This is a genomic window from Paracoccus sp. SSJ (assembly GCF_030234105.1).
In the GTDB taxonomy this organism is placed as follows: Bacteria; Pseudomonadota; Alphaproteobacteria; order Rhodobacterales; family Rhodobacteraceae; genus Paracoccus; species Paracoccus denitrificans.
This window is the reverse complement of record NZ_JASSPE010000007.1, coordinates 204,362-219,215: the sequence shown is the minus strand read 5'-3', so window position 1 is coordinate 219,215 and position 14,854 is coordinate 204,362. Positions and strand designations below refer to the sequence as shown.

The 14,854-nt window shown below is 68.3% G+C and carries 14 protein-coding genes; 7 read left to right on the top strand and 7 right to left on the bottom strand.

The window, feature by feature from the left end; all coding sequences use genetic code 11:
- Together QPR87_RS10350 and QPR87_RS10345 are read right to left on the bottom strand one after the other, a co-directional pair.
- Complete coding sequence (locus tag QPR87_RS10350) at positions 1-1,146, bottom strand: CaiB/BaiF CoA transferase family protein (RefSeq protein ID WP_285049510.1); 1,146 nt, start codon at positions 1,144-1,146, stop codon at positions 1-3.
- Positions 1,146-2,357: an acyl-CoA dehydrogenase gene (locus tag QPR87_RS10345; protein WP_231000021.1), complete on the bottom strand. Its 1,212-nt coding sequence runs from the start codon at positions 2,355-2,357 to the stop codon at positions 1,146-1,148. Before QPR87_RS10345 ends, QPR87_RS10350 begins: the two co-directional genes overlap by 1 nt.
- 85 nt (positions 2,358-2,442) lie before the next feature.
- On the opposite strand from QPR87_RS10345, the gene QPR87_RS10340 reads away from it, so the two are divergent.
- Positions 2,443-3,351: a LysR family transcriptional regulator gene (locus QPR87_RS10340; protein ID WP_350310451.1), complete on the top strand. Its 909-nt coding sequence runs from the start codon at positions 2,443-2,445 to the stop codon at positions 3,349-3,351.
- A 23-nt stretch (positions 3,352-3,374) separates the two neighbouring features.
- Here the strand turns inward: QPR87_RS10340 and gabT are convergent, their stop codons facing one another.
- A complete protein-coding gene (gabT, locus tag QPR87_RS10335) occupies positions 3,375-4,655 on the bottom strand; it encodes a 4-aminobutyrate--2-oxoglutarate transaminase (protein WP_285049509.1) in 1,281 nt (426 codons plus the stop codon).
- Positions 4,656-4,798: 143 nt separating this feature from the next.
- Between gabT and QPR87_RS10330 the strand changes: the two genes are divergently transcribed.
- Positions 4,799-5,377, top strand: a complete 579-nt coding sequence (locus QPR87_RS10330; RefSeq protein ID WP_041530683.1) for a cupin domain-containing protein — start codon at positions 4,799-4,801, stop codon at positions 5,375-5,377.
- Between the two features lie 10 nt (positions 5,378-5,387).
- On the opposite strand, the gene QPR87_RS10325 is transcribed toward QPR87_RS10330, so the two are convergent.
- The 3 genes from QPR87_RS10325 to QPR87_RS10315 form a co-directional block, all read right to left on the bottom strand.
- Positions 5,388-6,821 carry an NAD-dependent succinate-semialdehyde dehydrogenase gene (locus tag QPR87_RS10325; RefSeq protein WP_285049508.1) on the bottom strand — a complete coding sequence of 478 codons (1,434 nt, stop codon included), beginning with the start codon at positions 6,819-6,821 and terminating at the stop codon, positions 5,388-5,390.
- A gap of 397 nt (positions 6,822-7,218) precedes the next feature.
- Positions 7,219-9,018: a translation elongation factor 4 gene (gene lepA, locus QPR87_RS10320; RefSeq protein ID WP_285049507.1), complete on the bottom strand. Its 1,800-nt coding sequence runs from the start codon at positions 9,016-9,018 to the stop codon at positions 7,219-7,221.
- Between the two features lie 41 nt (positions 9,019-9,059).
- Positions 9,060-9,965, bottom strand: coding sequence for a DMT family transporter (locus QPR87_RS10315; protein WP_041530478.1), 906 nt, complete (start codon positions 9,963-9,965; stop codon positions 9,060-9,062).
- A gap of 116 nt (positions 9,966-10,081) precedes the next feature.
- Between QPR87_RS10315 and QPR87_RS10310 the strand changes: the two genes are divergently transcribed.
- The 5 genes from QPR87_RS10310 (at position 10,082) to QPR87_RS10290 (ending at position 13,191) form a co-directional block, all read left to right on the top strand.
- Complete coding sequence (locus QPR87_RS10310) at positions 10,082-10,267, top strand: heavy-metal-associated domain-containing protein (protein ID WP_041530479.1); 186 nt, start codon at positions 10,082-10,084, stop codon at positions 10,265-10,267.
- A gap of 169 nt (positions 10,268-10,436) precedes the next feature.
- Complete coding sequence (locus QPR87_RS10305; RefSeq protein ID WP_041530480.1) at positions 10,437-10,742, top strand: hypothetical protein; 306 nt, start codon at positions 10,437-10,439, stop codon at positions 10,740-10,742.
- A 7-nt stretch (positions 10,743-10,749) separates the two neighbouring features.
- On the top strand, positions 10,750-11,430 hold the full coding sequence (locus tag QPR87_RS10300; RefSeq protein ID WP_285049506.1) for an NAD-dependent deacylase: 681 nt from the start codon (positions 10,750-10,752) through the stop codon (positions 11,428-11,430).
- A gap of 174 nt (positions 11,431-11,604) precedes the next feature.
- Positions 11,605-12,747 (top strand): alpha-D-ribose 1-methylphosphonate 5-triphosphate diphosphatase, encoded by a 1,143-nt coding sequence (locus QPR87_RS10295; protein WP_011750647.1) that lies wholly within the window; start codon positions 11,605-11,607, stop codon positions 12,745-12,747.
- A 105-nt stretch (positions 12,748-12,852) separates the two neighbouring features.
- Positions 12,853-13,191: a carboxymuconolactone decarboxylase family protein gene (locus QPR87_RS10290; protein WP_011750648.1), complete on the top strand. Its 339-nt coding sequence runs from the start codon at positions 12,853-12,855 to the stop codon at positions 13,189-13,191.
- Positions 13,192-13,220: 29 nt separating this feature from the next.
- On the opposite strand, the gene QPR87_RS10285 is transcribed toward QPR87_RS10290, so the two are convergent.
- Positions 13,221-14,852, bottom strand: a complete 1,632-nt coding sequence (locus QPR87_RS10285; RefSeq protein ID WP_285049505.1) for an alpha-D-glucose phosphate-specific phosphoglucomutase — start codon at positions 14,850-14,852, stop codon at positions 13,221-13,223.
- Between the last annotated feature and the right edge of the window lie 2 nt (positions 14,853-14,854).

Genomic DNA, 14,854 nt, shown 5'->3' with positions numbered 1-14,854 from the left:
TCAGCCCTCAAAGCGCCATTCGCCATCGCCAAGCGCCGGGGCCGCGCGTTCGGTCACCAGCGGGCTGCGCGAAAAGCGCAACGGGCTGCGCAGCCCGGCGATGCCCTCGGGCGCGATGCGCAGGCCGCGGGCCTGGACCTGCGGCTCGGCCAGGGCCTCGGCCACGTCGTTGACCGGGCCGGCGGGGACACCCGCCCCTTCCAGCGCGGCGATCAGCGCGGTGCGGGCAAAGCGGCGCGTGGCTTCGGCCAAGAGCGGCACCAGCCGCGCACGGTTCGCCACCCGCGCGGGGTTGGTGGCAAAGTCCGGGTCATCCGCCAGTGTGGGCAGTTCCAGCACTCGACACAGCGCTGCAAACTGACGGTCATTCCCGCAGGCGACGATCAGATGCCCGTCCGAGGCCGGGAACAGCTGATAGGGCACGATGTTGGGATGCGCATTGCCCAGCCGGTGCGGCACCGCGCCGCCCAGCAGGTAGTTCGTCGCCTGGTTGGCCAGCACCGCCACCCCGCAATCCAGCAGCGACAGGTCCAGATGCTGGCCCAGGCCCGACCGCGCCCGCTCGGCCAGCGCCGCCTGCACGGCGATCACCCCGTAAAGCCCGGTGAAGATGTCGATCCAGGCCACGCCGACCTTTTGCGGCTCGCCCTGCGGATCGCCGGTCAGGTCCATGATGCCCGACATGCCCTGGATCAGGAAATCATAGCCCGGCTGCGCCGCCCGCGGCCCGTCCTGCCCGAAGCCGGTGATCGAGGCATAGACCAGCCGCGGATTGCGTGCCGAAAGCGTCTGGTAGTCCAGGCCGAACTTGCGCAATCCGCCCAGCTTGAAATTCTCGATCACCACGTCGGCCTGGTCGATCAGCGCCCGCAGGCGCTCCAGATCAGCGGGATCGTTGAAGTCGCAAGTCACCGAGCGCTTGCCGCGATTGGCGGCGTGGAAATAGGCCGCGACCCGTTCGGTCGTCCCGTCGGCGCGCGGCCGCTCGATGAAGGGCGGGCCCCAGCGGCGGGTGTCGTCGCCCTCGGGCGCCTCGACCTTGATGACCTCGGCGCCCAGATCGGCCAGCGTCTGGCCGATCCACGGCCCGGCCAGGATGCGCGCCAGTTCGACGACGCGCAGCCCCTTCAGCGCCGGCTGATCCATCACGCAAACGCCTGGATGCCGGTCTGCGCCCGGCCAAGGATCAGCGCATGCACGTCATGCGTGCCCTCATAGGTGTTCACCGTTTCCAGGTTCTGCGCGTGCCGCATGACGTGATAGCCGATCTGGATGCCGTTGCCGCCATGCATGTCGCGGGCCTGGCGCGCGATCTCCAGCGCCTTGCCGCAATTGTTGCGCTTGACGATGGAAATCATCTCGGGCGCGAACTTGCCCTCGTCGAACAGCCGCCCGACCCGCAGGCTGGCTTGCAGCCCCAGCGCGATCTCGGTCTGCATGTCGGCCAGCTTTTTCTGGTAAAGCTGCGTCGCGGCCAGCGGGCGGTTGAACTGGTGGCGATCCAGCCCGTATTGCCGGGCACGGAACCAGCAATCCTCGGCCGCGCCCATGGCGCCCCAGCTGATGCCGTAGCGCGCGCGGTTCAGGCAGCCGAAGGGACCGCCCATGCCCTCGATATTCGGGAGCAGCGCGTCCTCGCCGACCTCGACATTCTCCATCACGATCTCGCCGGTGATCGAGGCGCGCAGGCTCAGCTTGCCCTCGATCTTGGGCGCTGAAAGGCCGGGCGTGCCCTTGTCCAGCACGAAGCCGCGCACCTTGCCGCCATGCGCTTCGGACTTGGCCCAGACCACGAAGACATCGGCGATGGGCGCGTTCGAGATCCACATCTTGGACCCGTTCAACACATAGCCGCCCCCGGTCTTGCGGGCCACGGTGCGCATGCCCGCGGGGTCGGAGCCCGCATCCGGCTCGGTCAGGCCGAAGCAGCCGATGAACTCGCCCGAGGCCAGTTTCGGCAGGTATTTCTGCTTCTGCGCCTCGCTGCCATAGGCCTCGATGGGAAACATCACCAGCGAGCTTTGCACCGAGGCCATCGAGCGATAGCCCGAATCGATGCGCTCGATCTCGCGCGCGACCAGCCCATAGGCAACGTAAGAGGCGCCGACGCCGCCATAGGCCTCGTCCACGGTGACGCCCAGCAGGCCCGAGGCGCCCATCTCGCGAAAGATCTCGGGATCGGTCTCCTCGTTCAGATAGGCGGCCTCGACCCGCGGCGCCAGCCGGTCGGCGGCGAAGGCCGCGGCACTGTCGCGGATCATCCGTTCTTCCTCGGTCAGCTGATCCTCCAGCAGGAACGGGTCGGACCACGAGAAAGGGCTGCCCTTGTGCGATTTCGTCGTCACGTCATGCCTCATGCGCTGATGCTTGTCGGATCATTCATTACCGCTTTCAAACCGGGCCGGAAAATGGATAATCCTCATTACTTCATGCATGGGGTGAATGTTCTTGCGGCAAAGGCGCTTTCTTCCGAACCTCAGCCTGCTGCTGGCCTTCGACGCGGTGATGCGCACCGGCTCGGTCACCGGCGCGGCGCAGGACCTGGGGCTGACGCAAAGCACGGTCAGCCGGCTGCTGCAAAGCCTTGAGGCGCAGCTGGGGCAGGAACTGTTCATCCGCCACAAGAAGCGCCTGACCCCGACCGAGGCGGCCGAGCGGTATTTCCGCGATATTTCCGCCGCGCTGGACCTGATCCAGCGCGGCAGCATGTCGCTGATCGCCAACCCGGATGGAGGCTCACTGGATCTGGCGGTTCTGCCGACCTTTGCCACGCGCTGGCTGGCGCCGCGGCTGCCGGATTTCCTGTCAGGGCATCCGGGCGTGTCGATCAACCTGACCACGCGCTTTCGCCGCTTCAGCTTCGATGAGGAGCCCTTTGACGCGATGATCTTCTACGGCCGGGACGACTGGCCGGGGGCCGAGCATCTGAAACTGTTCGACGAAAGACTGACCGCCTGCGCCGCGCCCGATCTGCTGGCACGAAACCCGGTGGCCGCACCCGCCGATCTGGCCGGGATGGTGCTGTTGCAGCTGCCGACCCGCCCCGATGCCTGGCAGGCATGGTTCCGGGGACAGGGCGCCGAGCCGCCGGCGCCGCTGGACGGGATGATGATGGACCAGTTCTCGATGATGATCCAGGCGGCGATTTCGGGACTGGGGATCGCGCTCCTGCCCGATTACCTGGCCCGGGTCGAGATCGCCGAGGGCCGGCTGGCGCCGGTGCTGCGCCAGGGCGTGCCGGGCAGCGGCGCCTATTGGCTGGCCTGGCCGGAGCGCAAGGCCGGGCTGAAGCCGCTGGCCGCCTTTCGCGACTGGATCGCCGACCGCATGGCACGGGACGGCATGGGATAACGGGCGGCCGGGGCCGCCCGCTTTCAGGCCGGGACCAGCGCCGCCTCGATGGCCGCTTCCAGGATCGCCAGCGCCTCGGACAATTGCTCGTCGGGGATGGTCAGCGGCGGCAGCAGGCGGATCACGTTGTAGCGCGTGCCGCAGGACAGCAGGATCAGCCCGCGCGCCTCGGCCTCGGCCACGATGGCGGCGGTCAGTTGTGCGTCGGGCTGGCTGCGGTCGCTGGCCTGCACCAGTTCAAAGGCGTTCATCGCGCCAAGGCCGCGCACATCGCCGATGGCCGGGAACCGTTCGGCCAGCTTCTGCAGGCGCGAGCGGATGGCCGAGCCGATTTCCTCGGCGCGGGCGCAAAGGTCTTCGTCCTCGATCACCTCCAGCACGGCCAGCGCGGCGGCGATGGCCAGCGGGTTGCCGGCATAGGTGCCGCCCAGGCCGCCCGGGGCGGGCGCGTCCACGATCTCGGCCCGGCCGGTCACCGCCGACAGCGGAAAGCCCCCGGCCAGCCCCTTGGCCATGGTCACCAGGTCGGGCGCCACGCCGGAATGCTGGAAGCCGAACATGCGGCCGGTGCGGGCCATGCCGGCCTGGATCTCGTCGCCGATCAGCACGATGCCATGCGTGTCGCAGATGCGGCGCAGCGCGGCCAGGAACTCGGGCGGCGCGACGTTGAAGCCGCCCTCGCCCTGGACCGGCTCGACGATGATCGCCGCCACGCGCCGGGGGTCGATCGACGAGGCCAGCAGCGTTTCCAGATGCGCGACGGCCTGCGCGACGGATACGCCGGCCATGGCGTTCGGGAAGATGGCGTGATGGATCTCGGGCGGCATGGCGCCGAAGCCGGCCTTGTAGGGCGCGACCTTGCCGGTCAGCGCCATGCCCAGAAGCGTGCGGCCATGGAAGGCGCCGTTGAAGGCGATCACGCCCGAACGCCCGGTAAAGGCCCGCGCCATCTTCACCGCATTCTCGACCGCCTCGGCGCCGGTGGTGGCGAACATGGTCTTTTTCGCGAAATCTCCCGGGGTCAGCGCGTTCAGCCGCTCGGCCAGCGCGACATAGGCTTCGTAGGGCGCGACATGGAAGCAGGTATGGGTGAAGTCCCGCATCTGGCGCTGCACCGCCTCGATCACCCGGGGATGGCGATGGCCGGTATTGTTCACCGCGATGCCAGCGGCGAAATCCAGCATCCGCCGGCCGTCCGCGGTCCAAAGTTCGGCATTCTCGGCCCGGACGGCATAGATGTCCCGCGTGCCGACGCCCCGCGCCACCGCCGCCTTGCGCCGCTCGATCAACTGCTTCGATTCCATATCCAGACCTCCATGCTGATGGAATCGGATTACATCATGCTCAATATATTGAGCAATGATTTTCTTCGATCTGCGACAAGATGCGGAACTGGCGCGCAATCCCCGGCCCTGATACCCTCTCGCAAAACGGCATCGGGGCAAGGATGAGCGATTTCGACGTGGGCGCGCGGCTGAAAGAGCTGCGCAGCGCGGCAAACATGTCGCAGCGGCAACTGGCCGAGGCTTCGGGCGTGCCGCATGGCCAGGTCTCGATGATCGAGACCGGGCGCTCCAGCCCCTCGGTCGCCTCGCTGCGCAAGATCCTTGGCGGGCTGGGCGTCACCATGTCCGAGTTCTTCGAGCCGGACCTGCCGCAAAGCCCGCAGCCCTTCTTTACCCCGGCCGAACTGCGCGACCTGACCTCGCGGCTTTATTCCGCGGCGCAGGGGCCGGTCGGCCGCATGACCCTGCGCCAGGTCGGCGACGCGCGGCTGCACAACCTGCAGATCCTGCACGAACGCTATGAGCCGGGCGCCGATACCGGCGAGACCATGCTGGCCCATCACGGCAGCGAGGGCGGCATCGTCGTCGCCGGCGAGATCGAGCTGACCGTGGCCGACCAGACCCGGGTGCTGAAGGCGGGGGACAGCTATCTGTTCGCCTCGACCCAGCCGCATCGCTTCCGCAATGTCTCGGATCGCGAGGCGGTGGTCGTCAGCGCCTGCACCCCGCCCTATCTCTAGCCCCTGATCTTTAGCCCTTGCGGGTGACCAGGCGGGTTTGCAGATAGGCGCCGATCGCCTCGGACCCGCCCTCGGTTCCCATGCCGGAATCGCCGATGCCGCCAAAGGGCAGCTCGGGCAGCGACAGGCCGATATGGTTGATCGTCAGCATCCCGGCCTGGATTTCGTCCTGCAATCGCTGCACGCGGACCGAACTGCCCGTCCAGGCATAGCTGGCCAGGCCATAGGGCAGCCGGTTCGCCTCGGCAAAGGCTTCGTCGTCGCTGCGGAAACGGTTGACCACGGCGATGGGGCCAAACGGCTCTTCGTTCATCACCGCCGCATCCGCGGGCACGTCGGTCAGCACGGTCGGAGCAAAGAACCAGCCCTCGTTGCCGATCCGCGCGCCGCCGGTCGCCAGACGGGCGCCGCGATCCAGCGCGTCGCGGATCAGCCGCTCGATGGCGGGGATGCGGCGCTCGTTCGCCAGCGGCCCCATGGCGCTGTCCGGGTCCGTTCCCGGCCCGACCTTGGCGGTGGCCAGAGCGGCGGTGAAGCCTTCGGTGAAACGATCCGCCACCGCCTCTTGCACCAGGAACCGCGTGGGCGAGATGCAGACCTGCCCGGCATTGCGCAGCTTCGAGGCCGCCATGGCCGCGACCGCCGCATCGACATCGGCATCGTCGAAGACCAGCACCGGCGCATGGCCGCCCAGCTCCATGGTGGCGGGCTTCATGTGCAGCCCGGCCATCGCCGCCAGTTGCTTGCCCACCGCCGTCGAGCCGGTGAAGGACACCTTGCGGATCACCGGATGCGGGATCAGGTAGGACGAAATCTCGGCCGGATCGCCATAGACCAGGTTCACCACCCCCGCCGGCACGCCGGCATCGACAAAGCAGCGGACCAGTTCTGCAGGCGAGGCCGGGGTTTCCTCGGGCGCCTTGACGATGATGGTGCAGCCCGCGGCCAATGCGGCTGAAACCTTGCGAACCGCCTGATTGATCGGGAAATTCCACGGCGTGAAGGCGGCGACCGGACCCAGCGGCTCCTTGACCGTCAGCTGGGTGACGCCCGGCAGCCGCGGCGGGATGACCTGGCCATAGGTGCGGCGCGCCTCTTCGGCGAACCATTCGATGATCTCGGCCCCGGCCAGGGTCTCGATCCGCGCCTGCGCCAGCGGCTTGCCCTGTTCGGCCACCATCAGCGCGGCGATGGCTTCGGCGCGCTCGCGCAGCAGCGCCGCCGCCTTGCGCATCAGGTCCGAGCGATGCAGCGGCGAGCTGCGCTTCCATTCCGAAAAGGCGCGGTCGGCGGCGGCCAGTGCCTCGTCCAGATCGGCGATGCCGGCGCGGGCGACGCGGCCGATCTCGGCCCCCGTGGCCGGGTTCAGCACCGGCAGGCTGCGCCCGTCCCGCGCGGGACGCCAGGCGCCGTCGATCAAAAGCTGCGTGTCCGGATAGTTCATCCTGTCCCCCTGCTGGAATTGCGCGCCCCCTTGCCGGCCGCCAAGGCTGCACAGGCCGCAGGGGTGACGGTGCCCGTCATAAGGCAGGAAAGAGGCGTTTTCAATCAGGATTGCTCAATATCCTGAACATGCCTGCCAGGCGATACGGTGAGCGCGCCCATCGGGTTGCTCGGGATACAGCACTGCGCTTTCGGCGGATGGCCGGCCGCCCAGGCGATCACGGCCCGCACCGGCACGGGGCCGGCCATTCCGGCCCGCGCGAATTTTCGGCATGGAAGCAGGCCGGTCCAGGAACCGGCGGAAAGGGGCAGACGCAATCCGGCCCGGCGCGGCGCGGCCAAGACCGCGCCATGGGTTTCACGGCAGGGCTCACGCGGCCAGGACTTGCGTGCCGCCCCTAGCCGTCCATCTTCAGCGCCTGGATGAAGGCGGTCTGCGGGATCTCGACCTTGCCGAACTGGCGCATCTTCTTCTTGCCGGCCTTCTGCTTTTCCAGCAGCTTCTTCTTGCGCGTCGCGTCGCCGCCATAGCATTTCGCCGTCACGTCCTTACGCATCGCCGACAACGTCTCGCGCGCGATCACGCGGCTGCCGATGGCGGCCTGGATCGGGATCTTGAACATGTGGCGCGGGATCAGTTCCTTCAACTTCTCGACCATCGCCCGGCCACGCGATTCGGCGCGGTCGCGGTGGACCATGATCGACAGCGCATCCACCGGCTCGTCGTTCACCAGGATCGACATCTTGACCAGATAATCCTCGCGATACTCGCTGATCTGGTAGTCGAAGCTGGCATAACCCTTGGTCACCGATTTCAGCCGGTCGTAGAAGTCGAAGACCACCTCGGCCAGCGGCAGGTCGTAGACCACCATCGCCCGGTTGCCGGCATAGGTCAGGTCCATCTGGATGCCGCGGCGGTCCTGGCAGAGCTTGAGCACGTCGCCAAGATATTCGTCCGGCACCATGATCGTGGCCTGGATGCGCGGCTCCTCGATATGGTCGACATAGGTCAGGTCGGGCATGTCGGCGGGGTTGTGCAACTCGCGCATCTCGCCGTCCTTCATATGCAGCCGGAACACCACCGAGGGCGCGGTGGTGATCAGGTCCAGGTCGTATTCGCGCTCCAGCCGGTCGCGGATCACTTCCAGGTGCAGAAGCCCCAGGAAGCCGCAGCGGAAGCCGAAGCCAAGCGCGGCCGAGGTCTCCATCTCGTAGCTGAAGCTCGCATCGTTCAGCGCCAGCTTCTCGATGGCGTCGCGCAGCGCCTCGAAATCGTTGGCGTCGACAGGGAACAGCCCGCAGAACACCACCGGTTGGGCCGGCTTGAAGCCCGGCAGCGGGGTGTCGGTGCCCTTTCTTTCGTGCGTGATGGTGTCGCCGACGCGGGTGTCGCGCACCTGCTTGATCGAGGCGGTCAGCACGCCGATCTCGCCCGGCCCCAGTTCGGCGATATCCTGCATCTGCGGGCGCAGCACGGCAAGCTTGTCGATGCCGTAGACGGCATTGGTCTGCATCATGCGGATGCGGCCGCCCTTGCGGATCACCCCGTCCATGACCCGGATCATGACCACGACGCCCAGATAGGGGTCATACCACGAATCGACCAGCATGGCTTTCAGGGGCGCGTCGCGGTCGCCCTTGGGGGCCGGCAGGCGGGTGACGATGGCCTCCAGCACGTCGGGGATGCCAAGGCCGGTCTTGGCCGAGATCTCGATGGCATCATGGGCGTCGATGCCGATCACGTCCTCGATCTGTTCCTTGACGCGGTCGGGCTCGGCCGCGGGCAGGTCGATCTTGTTCAGCACCGGCACGATATCGTGCCCGGCATCGATGGCCTGGTAGACATTGGCCAGCGTCTGCGCCTCGACCCCCTGGGTGGCGTCCACGACCAGCAGCGAGCCCTCGACCGCGCGCATGGAACGGCTGACCTCATAGGCGAAGTCCACATGGCCGGGCGTGTCGATCAGGTTCAGCACATAGGTCCGCCCGTCGCGCGCCGGATATTCGATGCGCACGGTGTTGGCCTTGATGGTGATGCCCCGCTCGCGCTCGATATCCATGCTGTCGAGCAGCTGGGCCTTCATGTCGCGTTCGGCGACCGTGCCCGTCAGCTGGATCAGCCTGTCGGCCAGGGTGGATTTGCCGTGGTCGATATGGGCCACGATCGAGAAATTGCGGATGAGGTCAAGGTCGGTCATGGCCGGGCTATACAAGGGCTTTGGCGTTGCGGAAAGAGGGTTCATGCGGCCGTGACGAAACCGGCCTCGCGCAACCGGCGGCGGCGCAGCGCGGCCTCGCGCCACATGGTGTAGCAGCCCGAGGCGACGATGATCGCGGCGCCGGTCAGCGTCGGCGCGTCGGGACGCTCGCCGAAGACGAGAAAGGCGAGGATCAGGGCAAAGACCAGCCGGGCATAGCGATAGGGTGCGAGCGCCGAGGCCTCGCCCAGCCGGGTTGCGCTGACCAGCAGCGCATAGCCGCCGACCCCCACGATGATGCAGGCCAGGAACAGCAGCCATTGCCGCAGGCTCGGCAGGACGAATTCCTGCCCCAGCACCAGCCCCATCAGCACCGCGGCGATCAGGATGGCGAAGAAGGCCGAGGCGGCCAGTTGGTCGGAACGGATATGGGCCGGCACGCGGCGGGTGGCGATGTCGCGCGCGGCCAGTCCCACCACCGCCATCAGCGCCATCAGCGAGACCGGCTGGAAGCCCGCCAGCCCCGGCCGGATCACCAGCAGCACGCCAAGAAAGCCGACGATGATCGCGCTCCAGCGCCGCCAGCCGACCGGCTCGCCCAGAAACAGCGCCGCGCCCAGCACGATGGCCAGGGGCAGCGCCTGCATGATCGCCGAGGTCGAGGACAGTTCGGTCAGCGCCAGCGCCACGACGATGCCGATCGAGCCCACCGCCTCCATCAACCCGCGGAACAGCACGATGGGGCGGGCAAGGTCGCGGGTGAACAGCCGCCCGCCCTTGAGCTTCAGCATGGCGCCGAAGGCCAGAAAGCCCAGAAGCCCGATCAGGGCCAGCACCTGCGCATAGGGCAGTTCGGCTGCCAGCAGCTTGATGAACATGTCCTCGAAGGCGAACAGCACCATCGAGACGACCATCAGGATCGCGCCACGGAAGTTTTCGGTGACCATTGGTCGCAGCCTCATGAGGGGGAGTTGCGCCCGCGGCGCCGCGACGCGATCATAGGCCGCTTCCCAGGCAAGCGAAAGGCCCGGGCCAGGCGAAAAACGGGCGAAAGGACGGGCCGATGAAATTCCGCGTCGAGGACATGAGCTGCGGCCATTGCACCGCCGCCATCGAAAGGGCGGTAACCGAGGCGGGCGGTCGGGCCGCCTGCGACCTGCCCTCGCGCAGCGTCGCGGTCGAGGGGCTGGATGCCGCCCGCGCGGCCCAGGTGATTCGCGAAGCGGGCTATACGCCCGAGCCGGCCTGAACGCATATCTTGGGGTCGCTTGCGCCCCGGCCGCCATCCTTGGGCCGGCCCATGCCGCCCTGTCGCAATTGAGGCGCAGGGCGGCTTCTGCTAAGCTTTGCCCCACAAGATGCGCGGCCGAAAGAGGGTGCCCAGCCCCGTTGCCGCGGCAGGAGCCGAGGAGACAGACATGTTCAACCGACTGATGATCGCCGCCGCCGCGGTGGTGCTGACCACGCCGCTCGCCGTCGCCGGTCCGATCGATTCCGCCTGCGTGCGTTCGGAACGCGCCGCGCGCAGCAGCCAGGTCTGCGGCTGCATCCAGCAGGTCGCCGACCAGACGCTGTCGCGTTCGGACCAGCGCCGCGCCGCCCGCTTCTTCCGCGATGCGGACAAGGCGCAAGAGGTGCGCATGTCGAAAAGCGATGCCGACAACGCCTTCTGGGCGCGCTACAAGAACTTCGCCGCAGCAGCCGAGGCCTATTGCGCGCGCTGAGGATCTCATGCGCATCACCGTGCTGACGGGGGCCGGCATTTCGGCCGAAAGCGGGATCAGGACGTTCCGCGCCACCGACGGGCTGTGGGAATCCCACCGGATCGAGGACGTCGCCACGCCCCAGGGCTTTCAGCGCGACCCGGCCCTGGTGCATCGCTTCTACAACCAGCGCCGCGCCGATGCCGCCCGCGCCCAGCCCAACCTTGCGCATCGGGCGCTTGCACGGCTTGCGGAACATCACCGGGTGACGCTGGTCACGCAGAACGTGGACGACCTGCACGAACGCGGCGGCTCGCCCGAGGTGATCCACATGCATGGCAGCCTGCTCGGCGCGCTCTGCGCCGGCTGCGGGCATCGCTGGCCGGCGGCGCTGGTGATGCGGGCGCTGGACTCCTGCCCCAGCTGCGGCAAGCCGCAGACACGGCCCGACATCGTCTGGTTCGGCGAGATCCCCTATCACATGGAGCGGATATGGGAGGCGGTCGAACAGGCCGACCTCTTCGCCGCCATCGGCACCTCGGGCCTCGTCTATCCGGCGGCGGGGCTGGCGCAGCACGCCCGCCGCAACGGTGCCGAAACGGTCGAACTGAACCTGGCCGCCTCGGCCGTCAGCCGCGATTTCACCGATCGCCGCACCGGCCCCGCGACCGAGGTGGTGCCGCAATGGGTGGCCGCGCTCTGCAACTGACCGCTCCTGCGCCCTTTCCGTTGCCGAAATACCCCGGGGGAACGCCGGACAGGCCCCGCCAAGGGGCCGGTCCGGCGTGGGGGCAGCGCCCCCGCCCCCGGCCCACCGGGCGCCGCGCTTGACCATGGCGCCGCAATCGGCCACCCCTTGCCCGCCGAAACCCGAAAGCCCGCCATGACCCGCACCATCCTCGCCAATGCCCGCCTGATCCTGCCCGAAGCCGTGACGCCCGGTGCCATCGTCGTCGAGGACGGCGCCATCGCCGCGATCCAGCCGGGCACCGCCGTTCCCGCCGGTGCGCTGGACATGGGCGGCGACTACCTCGCCCCCGGCATGGTCGAATTGCACACCGACAACCTGGAGCGCCACATCCGCCCGCGCCCCGGCGTGGACTGGCCCCATGCCGCCGCCATCCTGGCGCATGACGCCGAGCTTGCCGGTTGCGGCATCACCACGGTCTTCGACGCCATGCGCGTGGGCTCGATCCCGAACGAGGGGCCGGATCAGGATTACGACAAATATGCCCGCGAACTGGCGCATGAGCTGGCGGCGATCCGGGCGCGGGACGCCTTGCGCATCAGCCATTTCCTGCATCTGCGCGCCGAAATCTGCTCGCAGACCCTGCTGGCCGAGCTGGACGAGTTCGGGCCCGAGGACCGGGTCGGCATCATCAGCCTGATGGATCACACTCCCGGCCAGCGCCAGTTCCGCGACGTCTCGAAGCTGGCGCAATACGTGCAGGGGAAATACAAGCTTTCGGACGCGGAATTCGCCGATCACGTCGCCCGGCTCAAGGATCTGCGCGCGCGCTTCGGCGACCGGCACGAGGCCGCCGCGGTCGAGATCGCGCACCGGCTGGGCGCGGTGCTGGCCAGCCACGACGACACCACGGCCGAACATGTCGCGCTTTCGGCCGGCCATGGCGTGCGGCTGGCCGAGTTCCCGACCACCCCCGAGGCAGCGGCCGCCTGCCACGACCACGGCATCATGGTGATGATGGGGGCGCCGAACCTGATCCGCGGCGGCAGCCATTCCGGCAATGTCTCGGCGGCAGAACTGGCGCGGGCCGGGCACCTGGACATCCTGTCGTCGGACTATGTGCCCTCGGGATTGCTGGCCGGGGCGCTGATCCTGGCGCGGATATGGGACGACCTGCCGCGCGCCGTGGCGACGGTGACGGCCAACCCGGCCCGGGCGGCGGGGCTGGCCGACCGCGGCCGCCTTGCGCCGGGGCTGCGCGCCGACCTGATCCGCTTCGCGATGCTGGAGGACACGCCGGTCATGCGCGAGACCTGGGTGCGCGGGCGGCGGGTCTGAACCTTGCCGCAAACCTGCGAAAATTCGCAACTTCCTTGATCTGGATCAAGCCGCACCCATTCGCGCCGGGCTAAGGCCATGCCCGGCCCAGAAGGAGTGCGAACCATGAGCTACAAGGCAAAGATCGACGGGATGCGCGGCGAATTGCGGGTAATGAACAAGGCCATCCCCGACACCGCCAAGGGCTTTGGCACGCTGTCCAAGGCGGTGCATGACGGCGGCGTGCTGGACGTCAAGACCAGGGAATTCATCGCCCTTGGCATGGCCATCGTCCAGCGTTGCGAACCCTGCATCCTGCTTCATGTCGAGGCGCTGATGAAGGCTGGCGCCACGCGCGAGGAACTGGGCGACGTGCTGTCCATGGCGATCCAGATGAGCGGCGGGCCGGGCATGATGTATGCCGGCCATGCGCTGGCCTGCTGGGACGAACTGGCCGCCGGCTGAGCCCGGCCCCCGACGGGCTAAACCGGCGCTCAGGTGATCACGTCGGGCGCGGTGCGGCCGGTGCGGGCGCGGATGCCGGCGATTTCCTCGGCGGCGGCGATGACCCCGGCCAGCGCCTCTTGCGGATCGTCCTGCATCCGGGCCGGGTCGGTCTCGACCCGCTCCAGGTAGACGCGCAGCGTCGCGCCCTCGGTGCCGGTGCCCGACAGGCGCAGCACGATGCGCCCGCCGCCTTCGGTCATGATGCGCAGGCCCTGTCCCTCGCTGCGCGAGCCGTCGACCGGGTCGTCATAGGCGAACTCGTCCGCCGCCTCGATCCGCAGCCCGGCCGCGGACCGGCCCGGCAGGCCGTCCAGCTTGCCCCGCAACGCCGCCACCAGCTCGCCCGCGGCCGCCGCATCCACCGCCTCGTAGTCGTGGCGGGAATAATAGTTGCGGCCGTATTTCGCCCAGTGATCGGCCATGATCCCGGCCACCGGCTGCCGGCGCTCGGCCAGCAGGTTCAGCCAGAACAGCACCGCCCAGAGCCCGTCCTTTTCCCGCACATGGTCCGAGCCCGTGCCGGCGCTTTCCTCGCCGCAGAGCGTCGCCTTGCCGGCATCGAGCAGGTTGCCGAAGAACTTCCAGCCGGTCGGCGTCTCGTAGCAGGCAAGGCCCAGGCTCTCGGCCACCCGGTCCAGCGCCCGCGAGGTCGGCATGGAGCGCGCCACGCCCTTCAGCCCGCCGGCATAGGCCGGGACCAGCGTCGCGTTGGCCGCCAGCACCGCAAGGCTGTCCGAAGGCGTCACATAGCAGTCGCGGCCGACGATCATGTTGCGGTCGCCATCCCCGTCCGAGGCGGCGCCGAAATCGGGCGCATCCGCGCCGAACATCGCATCCATCAGATCCTTGGCCCAGATCGGGTTCGGATCGGGATGGCCGCCGCCGAAATCGGGGCTTGGGACAGCATTCACCACCGAGCCCGCGGGCGCGCCCAACTCACCCTCCAGGATCGCCTTGGCATAGGGTCCGGTCACCGCGTGCATGGCGTCGAAGCGGATGCGGAAGCCGTCCGCGAACAGCGCGCGGATCTTGTCGAAGTCGAAGATCGAGCGCATCAGGTCGGCGTAGTCGGCGACCGGATCGACCACCTCGATCTCCATCCCGCCCAGAATCCTGGTCCCCGGCGTGGACAGGTCGACGTCCTGCGCGTCCAGGATGCGGTATTCGGTCAGCGCCTTGGTGGCCTCGAAGATCTTTTCGGTCACCGGCTCGGGCGCCGGGCCGCCATTGGCGACGTTATACTTGACGCCGAAATCCTCGGTCGGGCCGCCGGGATTGTGGCTGGCGGACATGATGATGCCGCCATCCGCCCCGCGCAGCCGGATCAGGTGCGAGGCGGCGGGGGTCGAGAGCAGCGCGTTCTGCCCGACGATCACCTTTTTCGCGCCGCTGGCCGCCGCCATGCGCAGGATGACCTGCGCGGCGCGGTCGCCGAAATAGCGCCCGTCTCCGCCCAGCACATAGGTCTTGCCTTCGGCGCCGCCGGTGCCGTTCCAGATCGCCTGCACGAAGTTTTCCAGGTAATGCGGCTGCATGAAGACCGGGGTCTTCTTGCGCAGGCCCGAGGTGCCGGGTTTCTGCCCCGCGATGGGCTGGGTCGGGACGGTGTGAACGGTCATGG

What these genes read in the sequence shown, in the direction of transcription:
- QPR87_RS10350 (WP_285049510.1), bottom strand. Translation starts at nt 1,146, where the DNA reads ATGGATCAGCCGGCGCTGAAGGGGCTGCGCGTCGTCGAACTGGCGCGC.
- QPR87_RS10345 (WP_231000021.1), bottom strand. Translation starts at nt 2,357, where the DNA reads ATGAGGCATGACGTGACGACGAAATCGCACAAGGGCAGCCCTTTCTCG.
- QPR87_RS10340 (WP_350310451.1), top strand. Translation starts at nt 2,443, where the DNA reads ATGTTCTTGCGGCAAAGGCGCTTTCTTCCGAACCTCAGCCTGCTGCTG.
- gabT (WP_285049509.1), bottom strand. Translation starts at nt 4,655, where the DNA reads ATGGAATCGAAGCAGTTGATCGAGCGGCGCAAGGCGGCGGTGGCGCGG.
- QPR87_RS10330 (WP_041530683.1), top strand. Translation starts at nt 4,799, where the DNA reads ATGAGCGATTTCGACGTGGGCGCGCGGCTGAAAGAGCTGCGCAGCGCG.
- QPR87_RS10325 (WP_285049508.1), bottom strand. Translation starts at nt 6,821, where the DNA reads ATGAACTATCCGGACACGCAGCTTTTGATCGACGGCGCCTGGCGTCCC.
- lepA (WP_285049507.1), bottom strand. Translation starts at nt 9,018, where the DNA reads ATGACCGACCTTGACCTCATCCGCAATTTCTCGATCGTGGCCCATATC.
- QPR87_RS10315 (WP_041530478.1), bottom strand. Translation starts at nt 9,965, where the DNA reads ATGGTCACCGAAAACTTCCGTGGCGCGATCCTGATGGTCGTCTCGATG.
- QPR87_RS10310 (WP_041530479.1), top strand. Translation starts at nt 10,082, where the DNA reads ATGAAATTCCGCGTCGAGGACATGAGCTGCGGCCATTGCACCGCCGCC.
- QPR87_RS10305 (WP_041530480.1), top strand. Translation starts at nt 10,437, where the DNA reads ATGTTCAACCGACTGATGATCGCCGCCGCCGCGGTGGTGCTGACCACG.
- QPR87_RS10300 (WP_285049506.1), top strand. Translation starts at nt 10,750, where the DNA reads ATGCGCATCACCGTGCTGACGGGGGCCGGCATTTCGGCCGAAAGCGGG.
- QPR87_RS10295 (WP_011750647.1), top strand. Translation starts at nt 11,605, where the DNA reads ATGACCCGCACCATCCTCGCCAATGCCCGCCTGATCCTGCCCGAAGCC.
- QPR87_RS10290 (WP_011750648.1), top strand. Translation starts at nt 12,853, where the DNA reads ATGAGCTACAAGGCAAAGATCGACGGGATGCGCGGCGAATTGCGGGTA.
- QPR87_RS10285 (WP_285049505.1), bottom strand. Translation starts at nt 14,852, where the DNA reads ATGACCGTTCACACCGTCCCGACCCAGCCCATCGCGGGGCAGAAACCC.